Genomic DNA, 19,530 nt, shown 5'->3' on the forward strand with positions numbered 1-19,530 from the left:
GGCCCCCCCCGCCCGGGCGCCGGGGCGCGTGGGGGGGGGGCGCGGCCACCCCCGCGGCGCCGCCCCGCCCCCCGGGGCCGCCACGGCGTTTCGCATATCCGATCGGCAAATACGACCGCGCCCCTTCCTTCGGGTGCAGTGTCGAGAAATCCCTCCTCCCGGAGTTTCCGGTGGCCGCGCCCCTCGTTACAGAAGGCAGGAACGACGTGCGGGAATGCCCAACAGGCCTGCACAGCAAGCGACTTGCTTGTGAACTGATGCCATAGAGGAAGGACTCCCCTCATGAAGCCCACCAAGGTCGCCGCGGTCGTCGCCGGTTCCGTCATGGCCCTGGGTGCCGCCGCGCCCGCCATGGCCGCCGAGTCGATGGCGATCCCCACCAGCCTGAACGGTGGTCTCGCGACGATTGCCAGCGAGGGCCTGAAGACGGACGCGCTGAGCAGCACCACGGACGGCTCTGTCGTCAAGGCCGTGGGGGACACCGCGACCGAGCTGAACAAGACGACCCGGAGCGCGCCGCTCATCGGTGGCCTTCCGCTCGGCGGCTGACGAACACTCGGCAGCACCGCTCCACCGCGCACATCCCCCGCGCGGACGACCGCGTTTCGCGGTCCTGACCCTCCTGGATCGCCCCCCTCGTTCCGCCGGTCGGCGGACGCTCCCACCGGCACGGGCCGCTACGCACTGTGATCGGCCGATAGAATGATTTTCTGTTCGGCTGCCGTGTGGCCGCGGCTCTCCGTAGTGTGCCGCTCCTTACGCTCTCGCCAATCCCACACGGAAGGTTGGTTCATGGAGCGACCGAAGACGGCAGCGCTCGACCTCGCACCGCAGCCGCGGCGCGCATCTGCCCGGTACCCCTGAGCCTTACGTTCCGTAACCAGTGCGTCAGTGTGACTGACGCACTGGGCGCGCGGAAAGGCCGGTCGGAGCGAGGGGGGATCCTCGCCGGTCTCTCCCTTCTCCAAGGAAGAGCGGAATGCGATCCATCATCAGTCGGAAGCTGTTCACTGCCGCGGCAGCGACAGGCATCCTGTCGCTGACCGGAGGCTTCGCCGTGGCGGCGAACACCGGAGACGGTCCGGGTGACTCACCCCAGCCGGGCGCCGGGCACCACCTTCAGGTCCCCCTGCCCGCCGATCTCTGCGGGCAGTCCTTGCACCTCGACGGCCCTGCCGCGGCCGCAGTCGGAGACCTCTGCGCCCGTCCGGGCAAGGACGAGCCGGACGGCTACGGCGACGACGGTCACGAGAACCCGCACCACCCGGGCGACCACCCGGGCGAGCACCCGGGCGAGCACCCGGGCGAGCACCCGGGCGAGCATCCGGGGGACCACCCGGGCGACCACCCGGGCGGGCACCCGACGAAGCCTCCGACGCACTCGGAGCCTCCGACGAAGCCGCCCACGAAGCCGCCGACCAAGCCTCCGACGAAGCCTCCGACGAAGCCGCCGACGCACTCGGAGCCTCCGACGAAGCCTCCGACCAAGCCGCCCACCAAGCCTCCGACGAAGCCTCCGACGAAGCCGCCCACCAAGCCTCCGACGAAGCCGCCCACCAAGCCTCCGACGAAGCCTCCGACCAAGCCGCCGACGACAACCGCTCCGCCGACTCATCCCGGCGGGCCGGGTGGGCCGGGTAAGCCCGAACTTCCCGACACCGGAGGCGACTCCGCGCTCATGGGCGCGGCCGCCGTCAGCGCCGCGCTGCTCATCGGCGGATCGGTCGTGTACATCCGCGCCGGGCGCGTCGCTCGCGCCGGACGCCGTCACTGATCAACCGTGCTGACGTAGCGTCAACGAAGGCCCTCGCCGTCACCGGTGAGGGCCTTCCGCGTTGCTGCACACGGGCGAATCTCGCGACGTTCCTTCCGGAGGGCTCGTTCACAGAGCGCATCACCACAGCACCGTCGTCACCTGCTCTGAAGGGCGTACGCAGTCATGAATCTGCGATCTCAAGCCGGCATGGGAATCCTCATGACCGCTCTCGCCTCCGCGGCCATGGCCGCTCCCGCGGCCGCCGCCGAGGCGCCGGTGATCGTTCCGCTCCAGGGCCTGGAACCGGTGATCCCGATGGACGCTCCCTCGGTGGCCTCCGGCGTCCCGCTGCCGGTGCCGGGGGGACCCACGGGCTTCCAGGAGGGGCAGTCCGGCCTTCTGCCGGACGTCGCCCTGCCGCGGGTGCCGGTCTCCAGCACGATCCCGGAGACCCTCGTCGCCGCCCCGCTGCCCGAGCTCATCGAGGGAAGCGAGCCCGGCAAGGCGCTGTTCGCCACCCCCAGCTCGCCCGTGAAGGCGACCACCCCCGGTGCGACGGTCGGCAACCCCGTCGTCGCGCCGCGCGGCGACAGGCTCGGACTGCCGGACCTCGCCGTGCCGGAGGTCGGCGTCCTTACTCCCGCGGTGAGCGGAGCGCTGGATTCCCAGGCGGGTCTGGCGCAGCCGACGGCCTGACGGCGGTCTTTTGTACGACCAATGGCCCGGTTGGTGAAGACACGATTCTTCCCCGCCACCCGAGGGGTCGTTGCTCGTTACAACAGAAGGCTTGTCGCATGGCCGTGGCCCGCAGATCCACAGGGTTCGCTCCGCCGTATCCGACGGTGGGCATCCCGGTGGTCTGCGGGCCTTCCTCACGTCATTTCGTCTCGTCCGGCCTAAAGGCCGTGACCCGTGCGCCTTTTCGGCGTTGAACGGGAACGTCGGCCGTCATTCTCGCGGTCGCCTTTCCACGTTCAAGGAGTTCCTGATGTCTCGCATCGCGAAGGCTGCAGCTGTCCTCGCCGGCACGGGTGCCGTTGCCCTCAGCGGAGCCGGCATGGCCGTCGCCGACTCGGGCGCCGAGGCCGTTGCCGCCCACTCTCCCGGTTTCGCCTCCGGCAACGTCGTGCAGGTCCCGGTCCACGTCCCGGTCAACCTCTGCGGCAACACCGTGACGATCATCGGTCTGATCAACCCGGCGTTCGGCAACCAGTGCGCGAACGTCGACGGTCACCACAAGGGTGGCCACGACGGTGGCTACGGCGGCTGATCACCCCTCAGTAGCGAGCGGCCCCCCGGCATCTGCCGGGGGGCCGCTTCCGTTCTCGTGAGCGCGGTACGGGGCTCCGCGCGGACCGCTACGCGTAGCGGTAGATCCCGCTGTGGTCGAGCATCTCGGCCGGGGTGACACCCCATGGGCCCATCTTCTCGTCGCGGGCAGCGATCCGGCGGTACTGCGACTCGCCCAGCTGCGGGGGGTGCACCGGCACATAGCCGGCCCGCGGATTGCGCTGCTGCCAGCGCGACCAGAGCAGATCGACGAACGAGTGGTGGAGCCAGAAGACCGGGTCGTTCACGGAGGCCCCGCCGAGCATGAGACCGCCGACCCAGCGGTGCACTCGGTTGTGGATATGGAAGCGGTCGTTGCCCCGGCCCGGGGACCAGCCCTCCAGCCGGTTGCGGAACCCCGACGCGCTCGTGGAGTTCCAGGGCTCCACGTCGTACACCGTCTCCGTCATCACCTCGTCGAGCTGCGCCTCCGTCGGCAGCGAGATCGGATCCGAGGGGCGGCCGAAGTCCCTGGTCAGGAATCGGCCCTCGGTCATGTTGTGCACCACGGTCCAGCGGCCGCCCGCGTAGGCGAAGGGGCCGGTCGTCACCTGGAGGTCGCTGCGCCGCCCGTTGCCGCCCATGAAGTCCTCGCTCCAGAGCGAGGCCGCCGGGGTGTTGTCCCGGGTCCAGTCCCAGTACGGCACGGTGACCGACGGGTCGATCCCGCGCAGCGCCCGCTCGAACTCCAGCAGGAACTTGCGGTGCCAGGGCAGGAAGCTGGGCGTCATATGGGCGACGCGCAGACGGTTGTCCCCGTCGGCGACGTAGTAGTCGATGTGCGTACGGACGAAGCGGTCGTACGCGCCCGTCCGCTTGAGCTCCAGGACCGCGGCCACGAACTTCCGCCGCTCGGCGCTCGTCAGATCGCGCTGGTTCTTACGCGTGTACACCACGCGAGCTCCCTCCCGGGTGGACACCGTGAGCGGCGGCGAAGCGGCTCAGCGGGGCGGACCCCAGCTCGTCCACGGCCGCGCGGGTGGCCGCCAGCGGCGTCGGATAGGTCTGGTAATGGTCGATCGGGGTGAGATAGCCGCCGTCCGCGCAGCGCATCAGATGCAGCGGCCGCCCGTCGACGAGAACCTCGGGCACCCCCGCGGGGGTGCGGCGGGCCTGGATGCGGCGGCCCCCGTACATCTCGTCGAAGATGTCGCCGGAGGCGACGGGGAGCCGGCGCGGCGCGGTGGCGATACGGGCCAGCGCGCCGCCGGTGAACGCGGCGACGGTCAGGGTGAAGAGGGACCGCAAAGCGACGCGGCGCGTGACGATCATGAGTGATCTCCTGATGTCGGCTGGGGGTCCCCCGCCGAAGGCAGGGGAAGCCCTCAGGGCACAACGATGGAAACCCGACTTCGTTGCGAGTGACATGCCAGCGGGATGAATGTCGGCCGATCGAGTGAATTCGGTCCGGGGTGACGGCTGTTCGACCACTAGCATCCGGATTCATGACCTCTCCCAATGTCGTTTCCTCGGCGCGCAGCGAATCCCCCTTCGGGACGCTCACCGTCGTTCCGTGGACCGTCGGTCCCACCGCCGATATCCCCGTCACCCCCTTTCTGATGGTGTATTCGCTCGGGGACGGCCGCGAGGGCCCCGAGGCCGGCGAAGAGGCGATGCGGGCCACTCTCGAAGGCATGGGCCTGCCGCTCGGGGGCCGCGTGGTCGACGCCTCGATCGAGCGGGGGACCGGTGCGCATCTGCTCGTCGAGGCCCAGCGGGCCGTGCTCACCCTGCCGTTCATGAAGGTGCAGATCCCGGTGCCGGAGGAGTGGGAGGCGGCCGCCCACGAGAACGGGCACGCCTACCTCATCTGCTCCGTCCGCCCCTGGCCCGACGCGGTGCCCGGAGAGGAGCTCACGGACGAGCGGCTGAGGTCCTTCGTCACCGACGACGAGGTCGTGGGGGCCGCGGCGCACCTTCTGCTGCCCGTCCGGCGGCTGCAGGGCTGAGCGGCGAGGGGGCACGTCATGGCGACGGTCAACGTACGGGGCGGGGTGCTGCCGGGGCAGCGGCAGGAGGAGGCCCGGGAGGACGCCGGGACGATCGGTGCGAGCCGGGCACTCGGTCTGCTGCTGATGATCACCGGGGCGGCCGGGGTGCTGGCCGCCTGGGTCATCACGATCGACAAGTTCAAGCTCCTGGAGGACCCGAACTTCCAGCCGGGCTGCAGCCTCAACCCGGTCGTGTCCTGCGGCAACATCATGAAGAGCGAGCAGGCCTCGGTCTTCGGCTTCCCGAACCCGATGCTCGGCCTGGTCACGTACGGGATGGTCGTCGCCATCGGCGCCGGGGCCCTCGCCGGTGCCCGCCACCGCGGCTGGTTCTGGCTGGGCCTGAACGCCGGGATGTTGTTCGGCGTCGGGTTCTGCACATGGCTGATGCACCAGTCGCTGTACGAGATCAACGCGCTCTGCCTCTGGTGCTGCTTGGCCTGGACCGCGACGATCGTCATGTTCTGGTACGTGACCTCGCACAACGTCCGCACGGGTGTGCTGCCCATGCCCGCCGCCGTGAAGGGGTTCTTCGAGGACTTCACCTTCGCGCTGCCCGTCCTGCACATCGGGATCATCGGGATGCTGATCCTGACCCGATGGTGGGATTTCTGGACGAGCTGACGTGACTCTCCTCTCCTGGCCGCGGGCAGCACTGATCGTGCTGCTCGCGGCCGTTCTCGCGCTCGTCCTGCCCGACGGCCGCATCGCGCCGGGCTCCCGGCATCTCGCGGCGCCGGCCGCGCCCGACCCGACGCCGTCCGTGCCCGACCCGACGCCGGTGACGGTGCCGTCCGGCTTCTTCACTGGCTCCGACGAGGCCGGCGTGCGGCGGATCGCCGAGGTGCAGCGCTGGCTGGGCGGCGGGTCGCTGACCGTCGGACACACCTATCTTCCGGGCGACCGCTGGTCCAACATCGAGGGCCATCGCGAGCTCTTCGAGCCGTGGGCGCGGTGGAAGGAGGAGCAGCCGGGGCGGCTCTTCGTCCTGAACGTGCCGCTGCTCGACCGGAACGAGGAGGGGCTGGCGGACGCCGAGGTCAGGGCCGGGCTGCGGCGCGGGGCGGCGGGGTCGTACGACGGTCACTTCCGGATCCTGGGGGAGCGGCTCGTCGAGAACCGGCTCTCCGACGCCGTGCTCGTGGTCGGCTGGGAGATGAACGGCACCACCTACAGCCACCGGTGTGGACCGGACCCGGAGAGCTGGAAGGCGTACTGGCGGCGGGTGGTGGACGTGCTGCGCGCGGTGCCGGGACAGCGGTTCCGTTTCGACTTCACCGCCAGCCGGGGGCGGGACGCGGTGGAGTGGACGCGCTGCTACCCGGGTGACGCGTACGTCGACATCATCGGGCTCGACGCCTACGACCAGCCCGAGGGGCTCTCCTTCGAGGAGCAGGTCACCGAGGACTTCGGGCTGGCGCACCATGTGCGCTTCGCGGCCGAGCACGGCAAGCCCGTCTCGTACCCGGAGTGGGGTCTCTTCCGCAACGGCGACAATCCGGCGTACGTACGGGGGATGCTCGACTGGTTCGCGCGGCACCGGCCGGTCTACCAGACGTTCACGGACTACTGCCCGCACGGGGTGTGGGGGTGTCCGGACAATCCGGAGTCGGGGCGGGTCGTCAGGGGAGCGCTCGGAGCGACAGACCACCCTTGAGGGTGTCGACGGTCCGGTCGAGAAGGCGGACCAGGTCGTCGGTCTGTCCGCGCTCGGCCCAGTAGACGGTCGCCTCGCGCAGGGCGCCGAGGACCGCCGCGGTGAAGACCCGTACCTCCAGGTCGTCGGCGTCGCGGCCGGTGCGCTCGGCGAGGGCGCGGGCCAGCAACTGCGCGGTCTCGGCGGCGGTCTCGGTGAGCCGGGCCCGTACGGCCGGGACCTCGACCATGACGCGGGCGCGCAGCCGGGTCTCCTCCGGCTCGTCGGCGAGCGCCGTCGCGACCGCGTCGAGGACGACGGCGCGCAGGGACTCCAGCGGCTCCTCGCCGGCCGGCCGGGCCCGCAGCCGGGCGTCGAGGACGGCGTCGCTCTCGTCGGTGAGGAGGATGTCCTCCTTGACCGGGAAGTAGCGCACCACGGTGGAGGGGGAGACGTCGGCCGCCGCCGCGATGCGCTCCACGGTGGCCGCTTCGTACCCCTGCTCGGCGACGAGCTGGTAGGTGGCCTTCCGGATCGCGGCGCGGGTCCTGAGCTTCTTGCGTTCGCGCAGGCTGGGCGGAGGGCTCTGTTCGGCGGCCATGGCCGCCATTGTGGGGCTCACGCGTGCTGGTAGGCGACCAGCGAGATGCCGACGTAATGGACGATGAAGGCCGCCAGGGTCAGCGAGTGGAAGACCTCGTGGAAGCCGAACCAGCGCGGGGACGGGTTGGGCCGCTTCATGCCGTAGATCACGCCGCCCGCGCTGTAGAGCAGTCCGCCGACGATGACGAGGACGAGGACGGCGATGCCGCCGGCCCGCATGAAGTCGGGCAGGAAGAAGACGGCGGCCCAGCCCATCGCGATGTAGCAGGGCGTGTACAGCCAGCGCGGGGCGCCGACCCAGAAGACCCGGAAGGCGATGCCGGCCGCGGCGGCGGCCCAGACCGCCCACATGAGCGGCCGCCCGGTGGAATCGGGGAGCAGCAGCAGCGTGAGCGGGGTATAGGTGCCCGCGATGATCAGAAAGATGTTGGCGTGGTCGAGGCGCCGCAGGATGGCCTCGCCGCGCGGGCCCCAGTTGCCGCGGTGGTACAGCGCGCTGATGCCGAAGAGCAGGCAGGCGGTGAGGACGTAGATCCCGCAGGCGATCCGGGCGCGCGGAGAGTCGGAGAGCGCGACGAGGGTGAGACCGGCGACGATCACCGCCGGGAACATGCCCGCGTGCAGCCAGCCTCTGAGCCTGGGCTTCAGCAGATGCGGGTGGGACGAGGTGTGCTCTATCCGGGTCACGTCCGGCACGGCTGAAGTCATGAGCCGAATGCTACCTACGCCCCCGTAGGTCCCGGATAGGAGTGGCGATGCTCACGTGTGCGGCCCTCTGGACATATGGGCGTATGCGTCGGATGATCAAATGAGTGCGGTCGGCACCGGATGAGCAGCTACGACGCATCCGGGTCGCAGCCCCCACGGGGCAGACATCTAAAAACCCCTCATCAAGGAGCAATCGTGGCGCGCGAGAACGCGGCTCCCACCACCCTTCCGACCAAGCACCAGGAGCTGATCTCCTGGGTGAACGAGATCGCGGCGATCACGCAGCCGGACGCCGTGGTCTGGTGCGACGGATCCGAGGCCGAGTACGAGCGCCTCTGCGAGGAGCTCGTCGCCAAGGGCACGTTCAAGAAGCTTGACCCGATCAAGCGACCGAACTCGTACTACGCCGCCTCCGACCCGACCGACGTCGCGCGCGTCGAGGACCGGACCTTCATCTGCTCCGAGAAGGAGGAGGACGCGGGCCCGACCAACCACTGGAAGGCCCCGGCGGAGATGAAGGAGATCTTCGCGGGCGAGAAGGGCATCTTCCAGGGCTCGATGCGTGGCCGCACCATGTACGTCGTGCCCTTCTGCATGGGCCCGGTCGGCTCGCCGCTCTCCGCGATCGGCGTCGAGATCACCGACTCCGCGTACGTCGCCGTCTCCATGCGCACCATGACCCGCATGGGACAGGCCGTCCTCGACGAGCTCGGCACCGACGGCTTCTTCGTGAAGGCCGTCCACACGCTGGGCGCCCCCCTGGAAGAGGGCCAGGAGGACGTGCCGTGGCCCTGTAACTCGACCAAGTACATCTCGCACTTCCCCGAGAGCCGTGAGATCTGGTCGTACGGCTCCGGCTACGGCGGCAACGCCCTGCTCGGCAAGAAGTGCTACGCCCTGCGCATCGCGTCCGTCATGGCGCGTGACGAGGGCTGGCTCGCCGAGCACATGCTGATCCTCAAGCTCACCCCGCCGCAGGGCGAGTCCAAGTACGTCGCCGCCGCGTTCCCGTCCGCCTGTGGCAAGACCAACCTCGCCATGCTGGAGCCCACGATCTCCGGCTGGACGGTCGAGACCATCGGCGACGACATCGCCTGGATGCGCTTCGGCGAGGACGGCCGCCTCTACGCGATCAACCCCGAGGCCGGCTTCTTCGGCGTCGCGCCCGGCACCGGCGAGCACACCAACGCCAACGCCATGAAGACCCTCTGGGGCAACGCCGTCTTCACCAACGTCGCGCTGACCGACGACGGCGACGTCTGGTGGGAGGGCATGACCGAGGAGCCCCCGGCCCACCTCACGGACTGGAAGGGCAACGACTGGACGCCCGAGTCCGAGACGCCGGCCGCCCACCCGAACGCCCGCTTCACCGTCCCGGCCTCGCAGTGCCCGATCGCCGCGCCGGAGTGGGAGGACCCCAAGGGCGTGCCGATCTCGGCGATCCTCTTCGGTGGCCGTCGTGCCTCCGCGGTGCCGCTGGTGACCGAGTCCTTCAACTGGAACCACGGCGTCTTCCTCGGCGCGAACGTCGCCTCCGAGAAGACCGCCGCCGCCGAGGGCAAGGTCGGCGAGCTGCGCCGCGACCCCTTCGCCATGCTGCCGTTCTGCGGCTACAACATGGGCGACTACATGGCCCACTGGGTCAAGGTCGGGGGGACCGCTGCGGCAAAGGGCGACGCCGCCAAGCTCCCGAAGATCTACTACGTGAACTGGTTCCGCAAGAACGACGCCGGCAAGTTCGTCTGGCCCGGCTTCGGCGAGAACAGCCGCGTCCTGAAGTGGATCGTGGAGCGCCTGGAGGGCAAGGCCGAGGGCGTCGAGACCCCGATCGGCATCCTGCCGACCGTCGACTCGCTCGACACCGAGGGCCTGGAGCTGCCCGCGGAGGACCTCGAGTTCCTGCTCAAGGTCGACCGCGACGTCTGGCGCGAGGAGGCCGCCCTGGTCCCCGAGCACCTGAACACCTTCGGCGACCACACCCCGAAGGAACTGTGGGACGAGTACCGCGCGCTGGTCGAGCGCCTGGGCTGATCCCGCACCTCAAGACTCGTGGCGGGTCGCCCCGAACACCGCCCTGACCAGTGGGGTCACGAACGGCTCGTCACGATGCACACCGGTCCCCCGAAGCCCCCTCACGGCTTCGGGGGCCGGTGCTTTCTGTTCCTCGACCGATGGTCGAGGTCAGGGATTGCGACGGTCTTCGAGGTACTGCGTGTGCGTGCGCTGGCGCATCGCCTCCGCGTCCTGGAGGGCGGCCGCGATCTCGGCGGCCTCGGCGTGCAGCGCCGTCAACTGGCGTTCGAGATGGCGCTCCGGGGGCTCGGAACCCGGCGTGACCCGGGTCCACCAGCGCGTCCGTACGAAGGTGTCCACCGCCTCCGGGATGTCCTGGCGCACCGCCCGGGCCAGCACGTGCAGATGCTCCGGATCGCTCACCCAGCCCGGCGCGAGCAGCGCCTCGACCAGGGCGTCCAGCTCGGTGAGACGGCCGGCCGCGGCGGGCGGCAGCTCGACCTCCGCGAGATAGCCGCGCAGGGTCGCGAAGTCCGCCCGCAGGGCGTCGAGCTGCTCCGCCGCGTCAGGGAACTCCGGCGCCGACGGCCGCTCGGGCGGGGCGATCAGCGCGCCCGCGCCGTACAGGCCCACGACGACCACGGGCCAGAGGGAGCCGGCCGCACCGGTGAAGGTGAGGGCCAGCCCGGCCAGGCCACAGGCGCAGCCGGTCAGGTTCTTGCGGGACTCGAGGAAGGCGACGGCCTTACTGGTAGCCACGGATCTCCTCGAAGGCTCCGTCCAGCGAGCCCTTGGTGGCGTCGAAGAGCCGGCCGCCGGTCAGGGACGCGATGTGGTCGAGTTCGGTGCGGTCGGAGTCCCCGAAGAGGATCGGGAAGACCGGTGTCCGCTGCTGGGCGGGCGACTGGCCCCGGTAGAACGAGTCGAACGCGGTGGCCGGTTCGCCGTCGGTGTTCTCGCCGTCCGTCATCAGCACGATCGAGGTGAAGGTGTCGTCGTCGGACGCGGTCCCGAGATGCTCGTACGCCTCCTTCAGGCTGGAGTAGATCGCGGTGCCGCCGGAGGCGGAGAGCCCGCCAGCCTGGGCGCGCATGGCGTCGATGGCCGTCTGCGGGGCGGCCGGGTCGACCGTGTACGTACGGACCTCGCCCTGCTTCACCGCGGAGCCGAACGGCATCAGGGTGACCGTCTCGCGGTCCCGGAAGTCCCCGGTCAGCTCGGCCAGCGCCGACCTGAGCCGGGTCAGCCGCTCGCCCTCCATGGAGCCGGAGGTGTCGAGGACGTAGACGGTGCGGGAGGGGCGGCGGAGCTTGTTCTCGTACGCGTCGAGGAGGCCGTCGGCGACGGACCGGCTGCCGGGGAAGGGCAGTTCGCGGCGCTGGTCGGCGGTGAGCGGCGCCGCGAGCTCCACACCAGGGACCACCGGGCGGCGCAGGGTCCGGTTGGTGATCATCCGCTGGGCGCTCGGCGTGCGGAGATGGGCGGTGAGGCTCGCGGCCGCCTGCTTCGCGTCCGGGCTCGCGGAGGTGAGGAGCGTGAAGGGGTAGTCGGCGGTGACGACACCGTCGGCGGGGCGGACGACCGTGAGCTTCTCGGCCGAGTTGAGCAGCACGGACTCGTAGTTGATCAGTGCGTCGACGTCGGTGCGGCGGGACCAGGCGGTGGCCAGCCAGCCCGAGGAGCCGGACGTCAGCTTCTGGCCCCCGAAGAACTCCTTGAGCTTCGGGGTGGCCGCGGCGACGTCCTTCTCGGTGAGGGCGGACTGCGCGCCGGAGAGCCCGGAGGCGATGGAGACCAGCGCGGAGAAGCCGGAGTTGGAACGGGCCGGGTCGGTCATGCCGTAGCCGAGCTTCTTGTCGGCGACGGCCTGGTGGATCTGCGACCAGGTGACCTTGGCGGGGTCCCAGCCGAGGCCGGCCACGGCGCCCGGCCGGAGGCCGAGGGCGACCGGGGAGGTCATGATCGGGGTCTCGCCGGTGATCTTCTTCGCGGTGTCGGGACGCAGCCGCAGGTAGTCGTTGGAGGAGAGCCAGACAGCGTCGTACGACTTCTCCGCCGCGCCGGACGCGATCTGCTCGACGGCGTCGAGCGTGCCGGCGTAGGTGGGGCGGACCGTCACCCCGGTCGCCTTGTGCGCCTCTTCGAGAACGGGCTCCATGTCCGCGAGCTCGGACGAGGCGAGGACGCGGAGCGTGCGGGGCGAGTTCGCCCGCGTACCGCCGTCGCCGTCGTCGCCGTCACCACCGGCGGTGCAGGCGGTGACGGCGACCATGACCGCGACGAGCGCGAGGGCCAGGGCGGAGGGGCGGGTGGCGCGCCGAGAGCCCGTGCGGGCGGTCACGTCGTCGGTGGGGGTGGTGGCCGGCGTCGGTCTGCCGGACCCCGGTGCCGAGGGTGTCATTCCTGGCCGCCTTCCAGTGCGCTCCTGCGGCGGGTGCGGTCCAGGTAGGCGCCGGCCGTGCGGAGTTCGGAGGTCAGGGACTCGACCGTCGCCGCCATCGACTCCGTCGCCTGGACCTTGTACGTGTCGATCGCGTCGAGCGTCCGGTAGATCTGCTGGAACGCCGTGCGCAGGGTCTCCGCGCCCACGGCCGGGTCCGCCGCGATGCGCTGGATCTCGCCGCTCTGGGTCGCCAGCATCTCCGCGTTGCCGCGGATCAGGTCCTCCGTCGTCGACCGCAGGACGTTCACCTGCTCGACCACCTTGCGCTGGTTCTCCAGCGCGGAGGAGAGCATCACCGCGATCCGCAGCGCCGAGACGGTCGTCGTGGCCGCCCGGTCGACGCCCTTGATCAGCTCGTCGTTGTTGCGGCGGACGACGTCCATCGCCAGGTAACCCTGGGCACAGACGGCGAGTTGGGTCAGCAGGTCCTGGTGCTTCTGGCGGACCGGGAAGAGGACGTCGGAGCGCAAGGCGTCCGCCGCCGACGGGTCCGCCGTCAGCGCGATGCGCTCCTCCACGGCCGCGTCGAGCGCCTCGGTGAGGACCGCGTACTCCTGGAGCTTGCCCATGGTCTCCCAGAGCCTGGCCCGCTCGGTCTGCAGCGCCGCGTTGTCCCGGCGCAGCTCGTCCTGGCCTCCGCGCAGCGACCCCACGATCCGGTTCAGCGTGCCCTGGGAGGAGGCGTACTTGGCGACGTGGTCGCGCAGCTTGTTGCCGCCCGGCAGCTTGGACAGGAGCCGCCGGGCACCCCTGCCGGGGGTGTCGCGCGGGTCGAGGTCCTCGACCGTGCGACGCAGTTCCACCAGCGAGGAGCCGACCCGCGACTGGGCGTCGCCGCCGCCGTCGGCCAGCGAGCGGACCGTACGGTCGAGCATCCGGTTCGACTGCGCCGCCGCGCTGCGCATCTCGCCGGCCCCGAGCGTGGTGATCTCCCCGATGCGGCCAGCGAACTCGGGCGAGCGGGTGTCGAGCCCGGCGAGCGAGCCGACGTACTCGACCGCCCTGCGGGTCATCTCCGTGCGGACGGACTCGTCGAGCGGGACGAGACCGGAGGCCTGTTCGGTACGGACCGGGGCGACCGGCTCCGGCGGGGTGAGGATCAACGGGGCTTCGGGCGTGGTCATACGGGGTCCCCCTGGGTACGGGCCCGCCGCGCCATCTCGTGCAGCACTTCGCTGGTGGGCACGGGCGCCTGGCGGACTCCGGTCATGGTCTGGTTGAGGCGGTCCTTGAGTGGTGCGGTCGCGGCCGTGAACTCGGCGGCGGCGCCCTGCGGACGGAAGCCGTGGCCCACCGCGAGCTGACGCAACTCCTTGTCGGAGGTGAGCAGTTCGCCGAGCGCCCGGCCGTTGTCGCTGAGCGGTACGACCGTGTGGTCGCTGATCACGGTGGTGTCGGGGTACAGCACCACCAGGTCACCCAGGTCCTGCTTCGCCAGGAGCGGGGAGGCGACCTGGGACTCGTACACGAGCACCAGCTGATTGCCGACACCACTGATGAAGTCGCGGAACGGGGCGTCCGAGCCGGACTGCTGGGCGCCCTGCACCTGGATCAGCTTGCGCAGCAGCGGCGCCGTACGGTCCACGGCCGCCTTGTCGCCCGCCACCTTGCCGCCGTCGGCGACATAGCTCGCCGCGGCCAGGTAGAGCGCGCCGGAGTTGGAGGCGACCGGGTCGGTCGACGTGATGAAGACCGTGCCGCTCAACTCGGGATGTCCGGCCGCGCCCTTGAGCTGCTGCCAGGTCCGGTCCGCCTTCGCGGCCTCCAGGTACGGGCCCATGCGCAGGGTGCCGGTGCGGCCTCCGGCGCCCAGGGCGACCAGGCCGTTGTCGGCGAGGACCTTGGCGGCGGAGCTGTGGGCGACGACCACGAGCGGCGAGTAGAAGGGGCGCAGCACGGCGCCCTTCACCTTCGTCCGGGCCCGCAGCTCGTCGGCCGGCGCCTTGGACGACGGGAACGCGAAGTCATAGCCGTCGAGCGGCAGTTGCTCCATGTCCCAGGACCCGGAGGTCTCCGCCTTCACGGTGAAGCCCTTGTCGGCCAGGGTCTTCACCACCTTGGGATCGGCGAAGAACTCCGCCTTCTCCGATCCGATCACTCCTCGCACGGTCTTCGTTGCCGTGCCCTTGTCCTTGCCGCCGCCCGCCACGAGGGCGGCGGCCACACCGCCCAGGAGCAGGACGGCGAGGACGATTCCCAGGATGCGTCTCACGGGAGCAGGTTGCTCGCGGAAGCCCACATTCCAGGGGGAGTTGGGTGGACGGGGGGTGAAGTGGTGATCCCGGTACCGAACCGGAGCGCCGTGTACCGTGCTCGCCTCCGGGGCGAGGACCCGGCCGGGCGGTGCGACGGCCGCCGGGGTGTCCGGAGCTGGGTGGCACCCGGGCAGCGCGCCTCCCCGGCACGGGGCCCGGGGCCGTCAGGGGGTGCTGACCAGCTCGTCGGAGGCCAGTGCCGCGGTGTGCGCGTCCATGCGCTCGGCGGCGAGGATCGCGACGGCCGTGTCGGCCCGGGAGGCGGCGACGACCAGGGCGCGACCCGCGAGGGCGTGGGCGCGCCGGTGCAGCGACTGGGGGTTCGAGCCACTCAGGCCCGCATGACGGGCCGGCGGCGCGCCGCGCAGCCGCGCAACCTGCCGGGCGATGAGCTCTCCGGCCGCCGCGTCGCCCAGCTCGTCCGTGACGGCGAGCAGCGCGGCGAGATGCCCGGCGAGCTGAATGTCCAGCTCTTCCTCGCGGGAACGGTGCGGGTACGCGTCCTGGTCGTCGTCGGCCATCCGGTGGACCGACTTCGTGCGGATCGGTTCGTACATGGGGACGGCCTCCTGCAGTAGCTCTGCAGCCATCCTAGCTTGGATTCAATCTAAAGTTGAGCCATGTCCGGAAGGTGAGAGGCTACGGCTGGCTGTACCCGTCCAGGAACCGCCCGATCCGCGTCACCGCGTCCGCCAGGTCCGAGGCCGTGGGGAGCGTGACGATCCGGAAGTGGTCCGGCTCGTGCCAGTTGAAGCCGGTGCCGTGCACCACCATGATCTTCTCGGCCCGCAGCAGGTCGAGGACCATCTGCCGGTCGTCCTTGATCTTGTAGACGTTCGGGTCGAGCCGCGGGAAGAGGTACAGGGCGCCCTTCGGCTTCACACAGGTCACGCCCGGGATCTGCGTGAGCAGCTCGTACGCCGTGTCGCGCTGCTCGAGCAGCCGGCCGCCGGGCAGGACCAGGTCCTCGATCGACTGCCGGCCCTGGAGGGCGGCGGCCACCGCGTGCTGCGCGGGCATGTTGGCGCACAGTCGCATGTTGGCGAGGATCGTGAGCCCCTCGATGTACGAGGTGGCGTGGGCCTTGGGGCCGCAGACCGCGAGCCAGCCGGAGCGGAAGCCGGCGACCCGGTAGTTCTTGCTCATCCCGTTGAAGGTGAGGACGAGCAGGTCGGGCGCGATGGCGGCGGTGGGGGTGTGCGTGGTGCCGTCGTAGAGGATCTTGTCGTAGATCTCGTCCGAACAGACGACCAGGTTGTGGCGGCGGGCGATCTCGGTGAGGGAGCGGAGCATCTCGTCGTCGTAGACGGCACCCGTGGGATTGTTCGGGTTGATGATCACGATCGCCTTGGTGCGATCGGTGATCTTCCGCTCGATGTCGGCGAGGTCCGGCATCCAGTCCGCCTGCTCGTCGCAGCGGTAGTGCACGGCCGTACCGCCGGCCAGGGAGACCGAGGCGGTCCACAGCGGATAGTCCGGGGCGGGGACCAGCACCTCGTCGCCGTCGTCGAGCAGCGCCTGCATCGACATCTGGATCAGCTCGGAGACGCCGTTGCCGAGGTAGATGTCCTCGACGGAGAGCGGAATGCCCTTGGTCTCGTAGTGGCTCATCACCGCGCGGCGGGCGGAGAGCAGCCCCTTCGCATCGCCGTAACCATGGGCGTCGGCGAGGTTGCGCAGGACGTCCTCGAGGATCGCCGGCGGGCACTCGAAGCCGAAGGCGGCCGGGTTTCCGGTGTTGAGCTTGAGGATGCGATGACCCGCAGCCTCAAGCCGCATCGCCTCTTCGAGCACCGGACCCCGGATTTCGTAACAGACGTTGGCGAGCTTCGTGGACTGGATCACCTGCATGTCGAGAGCTTACGGCGGGCCGGAGCAGGGCGCCTCGTGTTTTGGGACACGTCGGGCGGAACGGAAGGGCGGCACGGGGCGGCGGGAGGGGCGGCGGGAGGGGCGGGGGCCGGGGAAGTGGGCGGTGCGCCGGGGTGCGCGCCCGCTCCGTAGAATTCGCGGCCATGAGCCGCCACCAGGACGACCGTGCCGCACGCGCCCCCGGGCGACGCCGCCGTCATGCCACGGCGCGGCCGGCCCCTTGGGGGCGCAGGCTGCTGGCCGGGGGCGGCGTCGTCGGCCTCGGACTGCTGGTCGCGGTCGTCTCCGGAGCGTTCCGGTCCGGGCAGACCGGCGGAGCGCCGACGGGTGACGACGGCCGCCCGGGGTTGCCGGCGCTGATCCAGGCCGATCCGACGGAGGACGGCGCGGAGACCGGTGCCACCGGCACACCGGCGCCGTCCGCGTCGAAGCCGTCCGGGTCCGCGTCGGCTGCGGCCTCGGCCCGTCCGAGTGCCTCCGGAACGGCGACCGTGGAGGCCACCACGACGGACAGCGCCACCGACGGTTCGTCCGGCGGTTCCACGACCGACAAGCCCGGGAAGTCGGGCTCCGCCCCCGGGCAACAGAAGCGGACGCAGTGAGCCAGGCGGTCGTGTCGCGGTGGAGCGGCCTGTGGAACGCCTCCGGGTGCCGTTGGCTGGGCGCCTTCGGATCGCTGGCTGTCGCGGTGGGCGGGTACACGGCCGGAACGCTGCCGGTGCGGGAGCCGTGGGGGCTGTGGGCCTCGCGCGGATCGGCGTCGGCTCTGGCCGGTGCCCTGCTCGCGTACCTGGGTCTGTCCCTGCTCGTGGCGGCCTGGTGGCGGTACGGGGTGCTGCTGGCGCGCGGGGTCCGGGACGCGCGGGACGGGGTGATCGGCACGCTGGTGTGGTGGACGGCGCCGCTGGTGCTCGCGCCGCCGCTGTACAGCGCCGACGTGTACAGCTACATCGCGCAGGGCGCCATGGTCCTGGAGGGGCACGACGTGTACGGGGGCGGGCCGTCGGTCCTCGGCCCCGGCGACCTCGGGGCGGACGCGGCGGCGAGCGTCGGCGGGCACTGGACCGACACCCCCGCTCCGTACGGGCCGGTCTTCCTCGTCCTCGCGCAGGCCGTGGTGAAGGTGACCGGCGGGGAGATCGTGCCCGCCGTGTTCGGGATGCGGCTGATCGCTCTCGGCGCGCTCGCGCTGATTGTTCGGGCCGTCAGGGGGCTGGGGGGCGGCAGCGGCGCACTCTGGCTCGCCGCGCTCAATCCGCTGCTGCTCATTCACGTCGTCGGCGGGATGCACAACGACGGGCTCATGGCCGGGCTCATGCTGAGCGGCGTCGTGCTCGCGGTGCGGGGGCGCTGGGTGCTCGGCTGTGTCCTCGTCGGGCTCGCGATGATGATCAAGTCGCCCGCGGCGGTCGCGCTGCTCTTCATCGGGGTGATGGTCGCGCGGCGGGACGGTGGCGTACGGGGTGTGGTGAAGGGGCTCGCTCTGCCGGGCCTGGTGGCGGGTGCGGTGGCCGCGGTGGCCACGGTGGCGGCCGGAACGGGGTTCGGCTGGCTGCGGACGCAGGGCGTCGCCGGGGCCATCCACACCGCGCTGTCGGTCACGAGCGACGTGGGGCTGGGGCTGGGGCTCCTCCTCGCGGACGACCCCGATCCGGTGAAGGACGTGGTGCAGAAGCTCGGACTTCTCGCGGCGGTGGCGATCATCCTGGCGCTCGCCTGGCGCGCGTGGAAGGGGCGGATCGAGCCCGTGGTGGGTCTCGGGCTCTCGCTGGTGGCCCTGGTGGCGCTCTCGCCGATGGTGCAGCCCTGGTACCTGCTGTGGGGTGCGGTCGTCGTCGCGGCGGTGGCGTGGGACACCCGGGCGGGGCAGCTGCTCGCCGTCTTCTCCGCGGCGCTCGTGTACGAGACGGCGCCGTCGGGACACACACCGTGGTACGGGTTCGTGGCGGCCGGCGTGGTGCTCGCCCTGGGACTCGTGTGGGCGCGGCGGGAGCCGTGGGCGCGGCCCGCCGAAGGGATCGCGCCGTCGGTCCCGGCACGCCGGACGGCCCACGCCGACCGGGCCGACAAGCCTTCGTAGACGGCACGCGGGAGGCCGTCGGCGGCGCGGGGCCACGGGCAATGACCCGTTCGGACGGCGAAGTGACAGGCGCTCGACGGGTGGCTGCTGGATACCGTCCCGACAGGGCACCTCGGAGCGACCGACGTGCGGGAGGGAGGTCGTACCGTGCTGCTCCAGGCGATCGGGGCCGTGCTGCCCGCCGCACTCGCCGTCGCGCTCAGCCCCTTCCCGCTGATCGGCGTCGTGCTGATCCTGACCGGCCGGCACGGACGCCGCAACGGCGCGCTGTTCGCTCTCGGCTGGGTCGCCGGACTCGCGGTCGTGGCCACCGTCGTCGTGACGCTGTTCGGCGCGGCCGACGACCCTGACAGCACCTCGTCGTCGGTCGCGGACTGGGGCCGGGTGGCCGCCGGAGCCGCACTGATCGTCCTCGGGGTGCGCAAGTGGTGGCTGCGGCCGCGGTCGGGTGACGTGGTCGAGGAGCCGCGGTGGATGGCGCGGCTGGACGACGTGTCGGCATGGCGCTCATTGATTCTCGGCGCGCTTCTGTCGGGCGCCAACCCGAAGAACGTCGTCCTGACGGCGTCGGCCGCCACGGCTGTCGCCGAAGCGGGCCTCCACGATGCCGATCTCGTGGGGGCCGTCGCCCTCTTCGTGCTCCTCGGTTCCTGCACCGTCCTCGGGGCCGTCGCCGTGGAGTTCGCCGGCGGCCGGCGATCGGAGGCGCTCCTGGACGGTGTTCGGCGGTTCATGGTCGCCAACAGCACCGTGATCATGGTGATCGTGCTGCTCCTCCTGGGCGCCAACGTGCTCGGCGCGGGGCTCGGCGGAATCGGCCGATGACGCCGCCGCGCGCCGGACC

General features: G+C 71.2%; 21 protein-coding genes. 10 read left to right on the plus strand and 11 right to left on the minus strand.

What is annotated here, in order from left to right; genetic code table 11:
* The first annotated feature begins 282 nt into the window (after window positions 1-282).
* Complete coding sequence (locus ACFC0D_RS26010; protein ID WP_376440475.1) at window positions 283-549, plus strand: hypothetical protein; 267 nt, start codon at window positions 283-285, stop codon at window positions 547-549.
* Between the two features lie 541 nt (window positions 550-1,090).
* Here ACFC0D_RS26010 and ACFC0D_RS26015 read toward each other — a convergent pair.
* Complete coding sequence (locus tag ACFC0D_RS26015) at window positions 1,091-1,360, minus strand: hypothetical protein (RefSeq protein ID WP_376440477.1); 270 nt, start codon at window positions 1,358-1,360, stop codon at window positions 1,091-1,093.
* Between the two features lie 615 nt (window positions 1,361-1,975).
* On the opposite strand from ACFC0D_RS26015, the gene ACFC0D_RS26020 reads away from it, so the two are divergent.
* Both ACFC0D_RS26020 and ACFC0D_RS26025 read left to right on the plus strand, forming a co-directional pair.
* Window positions 1,976-2,452: a hypothetical protein gene (locus ACFC0D_RS26020; RefSeq protein ID WP_376440479.1), complete on the plus strand. Its 477-nt coding sequence runs from the start codon at window positions 1,976-1,978 to the stop codon at window positions 2,450-2,452.
* A gap of 292 nt (window positions 2,453-2,744) precedes the next feature.
* On the plus strand, window positions 2,745-3,026 hold the full coding sequence (locus ACFC0D_RS26025; protein ID WP_376440482.1) for a chaplin: 282 nt from the start codon (window positions 2,745-2,747) through the stop codon (window positions 3,024-3,026).
* Between the two features lie 88 nt (window positions 3,027-3,114).
* Here ACFC0D_RS26025 and ACFC0D_RS26030 read toward each other — a convergent pair whose 3' ends face one another.
* A complete protein-coding gene (locus ACFC0D_RS26030; protein ID WP_376440485.1) occupies window positions 3,115-3,981 on the minus strand; it encodes a tyrosinase family protein in 867 nt (288 codons plus the stop codon).
* Window positions 3,965-4,357 carry a tyrosinase family oxidase copper chaperone gene (locus ACFC0D_RS26035; RefSeq protein WP_376440488.1) on the minus strand — a complete coding sequence of 131 codons (393 nt, stop codon included), beginning with the start codon at window positions 4,355-4,357 and terminating at the stop codon, window positions 3,965-3,967. Before ACFC0D_RS26035 ends, ACFC0D_RS26030 begins: the two co-directional genes overlap by 17 nt.
* A 173-nt stretch (window positions 4,358-4,530) precedes the next feature.
* Between ACFC0D_RS26035 and ACFC0D_RS26040 the strand changes: the two genes are divergently transcribed.
* Genes ACFC0D_RS26040 through ACFC0D_RS26050 form a run of 3 tightly spaced genes read left to right on the plus strand, consistent with a single transcriptional unit; the run spans window position 4,531 to window position 6,733 of the window.
* Window positions 4,531-5,034 (plus strand): DUF5949 family protein, encoded by a 504-nt coding sequence (locus ACFC0D_RS26040; RefSeq protein WP_376440491.1) that lies wholly within the window; start codon window positions 4,531-4,533, stop codon window positions 5,032-5,034.
* Between the two features lie 18 nt (window positions 5,035-5,052).
* Entirely contained in the window at window positions 5,053-5,700 is a 648-nt protein-coding gene (locus ACFC0D_RS26045; protein WP_376440494.1) for a vitamin K epoxide reductase family protein, read from the plus strand.
* A 1-nt stretch (window position 5,701) separates the two neighbouring features.
* Window positions 5,702-6,733, plus strand: coding sequence for a glycoside hydrolase family 26 protein (locus ACFC0D_RS26050; protein ID WP_376440496.1), 1,032 nt, complete (start codon window positions 5,702-5,704; stop codon window positions 6,731-6,733).
* Here the strand turns inward: ACFC0D_RS26050 and ACFC0D_RS26055 are convergent.
* Entirely contained in the window at window positions 6,699-7,313 is a 615-nt protein-coding gene (locus ACFC0D_RS26055; protein WP_376440498.1) for a TetR/AcrR family transcriptional regulator, read from the minus strand. The genes ACFC0D_RS26050 and ACFC0D_RS26055 overlap by 35 nt on opposite strands.
* Window positions 7,314-7,330: 17 nt before the next feature.
* Window positions 7,331-8,023 carry a hemolysin III family protein gene (locus tag ACFC0D_RS26060; RefSeq protein WP_376440501.1) on the minus strand — a complete coding sequence of 231 codons (693 nt, stop codon included), beginning with the start codon at window positions 8,021-8,023 and terminating at the stop codon, window positions 7,331-7,333.
* 195 nt (window positions 8,024-8,218) lie between these two features.
* On the opposite strand from ACFC0D_RS26060, the gene ACFC0D_RS26065 reads away from it, so the two are divergent.
* Window positions 8,219-10,054 (plus strand): phosphoenolpyruvate carboxykinase (GTP), encoded by a 1,836-nt coding sequence (locus ACFC0D_RS26065; protein WP_376440504.1) that lies wholly within the window; start codon window positions 8,219-8,221, stop codon window positions 10,052-10,054.
* A gap of 150 nt (window positions 10,055-10,204) precedes the next feature.
* Here ACFC0D_RS26065 and ACFC0D_RS26070 read toward each other — a convergent pair whose 3' ends face one another.
* From ACFC0D_RS26070 to ACFC0D_RS26095, 6 genes are all read right to left on the minus strand, one after another.
* On the minus strand, window positions 10,205-10,795 hold the full coding sequence (locus ACFC0D_RS26070; protein WP_376440506.1) for a hypothetical protein: 591 nt from the start codon (window positions 10,793-10,795) through the stop codon (window positions 10,205-10,207).
* Entirely contained in the window at window positions 10,782-12,437 is a 1,656-nt protein-coding gene (locus ACFC0D_RS26075; RefSeq protein WP_376440509.1) for a substrate-binding domain-containing protein, read from the minus strand. Before ACFC0D_RS26075 ends, ACFC0D_RS26070 begins: the two co-directional genes overlap by 14 nt.
* Window positions 12,434-13,603, minus strand: coding sequence for a toxic anion resistance protein (locus ACFC0D_RS26080; RefSeq protein WP_376440512.1), 1,170 nt, complete (start codon window positions 13,601-13,603; stop codon window positions 12,434-12,436). Before ACFC0D_RS26080 ends, ACFC0D_RS26075 begins: the two co-directional genes overlap by 4 nt.
* Window positions 13,600-14,718 (minus strand): hypothetical protein, encoded by a 1,119-nt coding sequence (locus tag ACFC0D_RS26085; RefSeq protein WP_376440515.1) that lies wholly within the window; start codon window positions 14,716-14,718, stop codon window positions 13,600-13,602. Before ACFC0D_RS26085 ends, ACFC0D_RS26080 begins: the two co-directional genes overlap by 4 nt.
* A 180-nt stretch (window positions 14,719-14,898) precedes the next feature.
* Window positions 14,899-15,291: a hypothetical protein gene (locus ACFC0D_RS26090; RefSeq protein ID WP_376440517.1), complete on the minus strand. Its 393-nt coding sequence runs from the start codon at window positions 15,289-15,291 to the stop codon at window positions 14,899-14,901.
* Window positions 15,292-15,373: 82 nt separating this feature from the next.
* Window positions 15,374-16,585, minus strand: a complete 1,212-nt coding sequence (locus ACFC0D_RS26095) for a pyridoxal phosphate-dependent aminotransferase (protein ID WP_376440520.1) — start codon at window positions 16,583-16,585, stop codon at window positions 15,374-15,376.
* A 164-nt stretch (window positions 16,586-16,749) separates the two neighbouring features.
* On the opposite strand from ACFC0D_RS26095, the gene ACFC0D_RS26100 reads away from it, so the two are divergent.
* The 3 genes from ACFC0D_RS26100 (at window position 16,750) to ACFC0D_RS26110 (ending at window position 19,511) form a co-directional block, all read left to right on the plus strand.
* Complete coding sequence (locus ACFC0D_RS26100; protein ID WP_376440523.1) at window positions 16,750-17,208, plus strand: hypothetical protein; 459 nt, start codon at window positions 16,750-16,752, stop codon at window positions 17,206-17,208.
* Window positions 17,209-17,237: 29 nt separating this feature from the next.
* Window positions 17,238-18,686 carry a polyprenol phosphomannose-dependent alpha 1,6 mannosyltransferase MptB gene (gene mptB, locus ACFC0D_RS26105; RefSeq protein ID WP_376440592.1) on the plus strand — a complete coding sequence of 483 codons (1,449 nt, stop codon included), beginning with the start codon at window positions 17,238-17,240 and terminating at the stop codon, window positions 18,684-18,686.
* Window positions 18,687-18,833: 147 nt separating this feature from the next.
* Window positions 18,834-19,511, plus strand: coding sequence for a GAP family protein (locus tag ACFC0D_RS26110; RefSeq protein WP_376440526.1), 678 nt, complete (start codon window positions 18,834-18,836; stop codon window positions 19,509-19,511).
* Window positions 19,512-19,530: the final 19 nt, after the last annotated feature.

Source organism: Streptomyces sp. NPDC056222 (assembly GCF_042264065.1).
Lineage (GTDB): Bacteria > Actinomycetota > Actinomycetes > Streptomycetales > Streptomycetaceae > Streptomyces.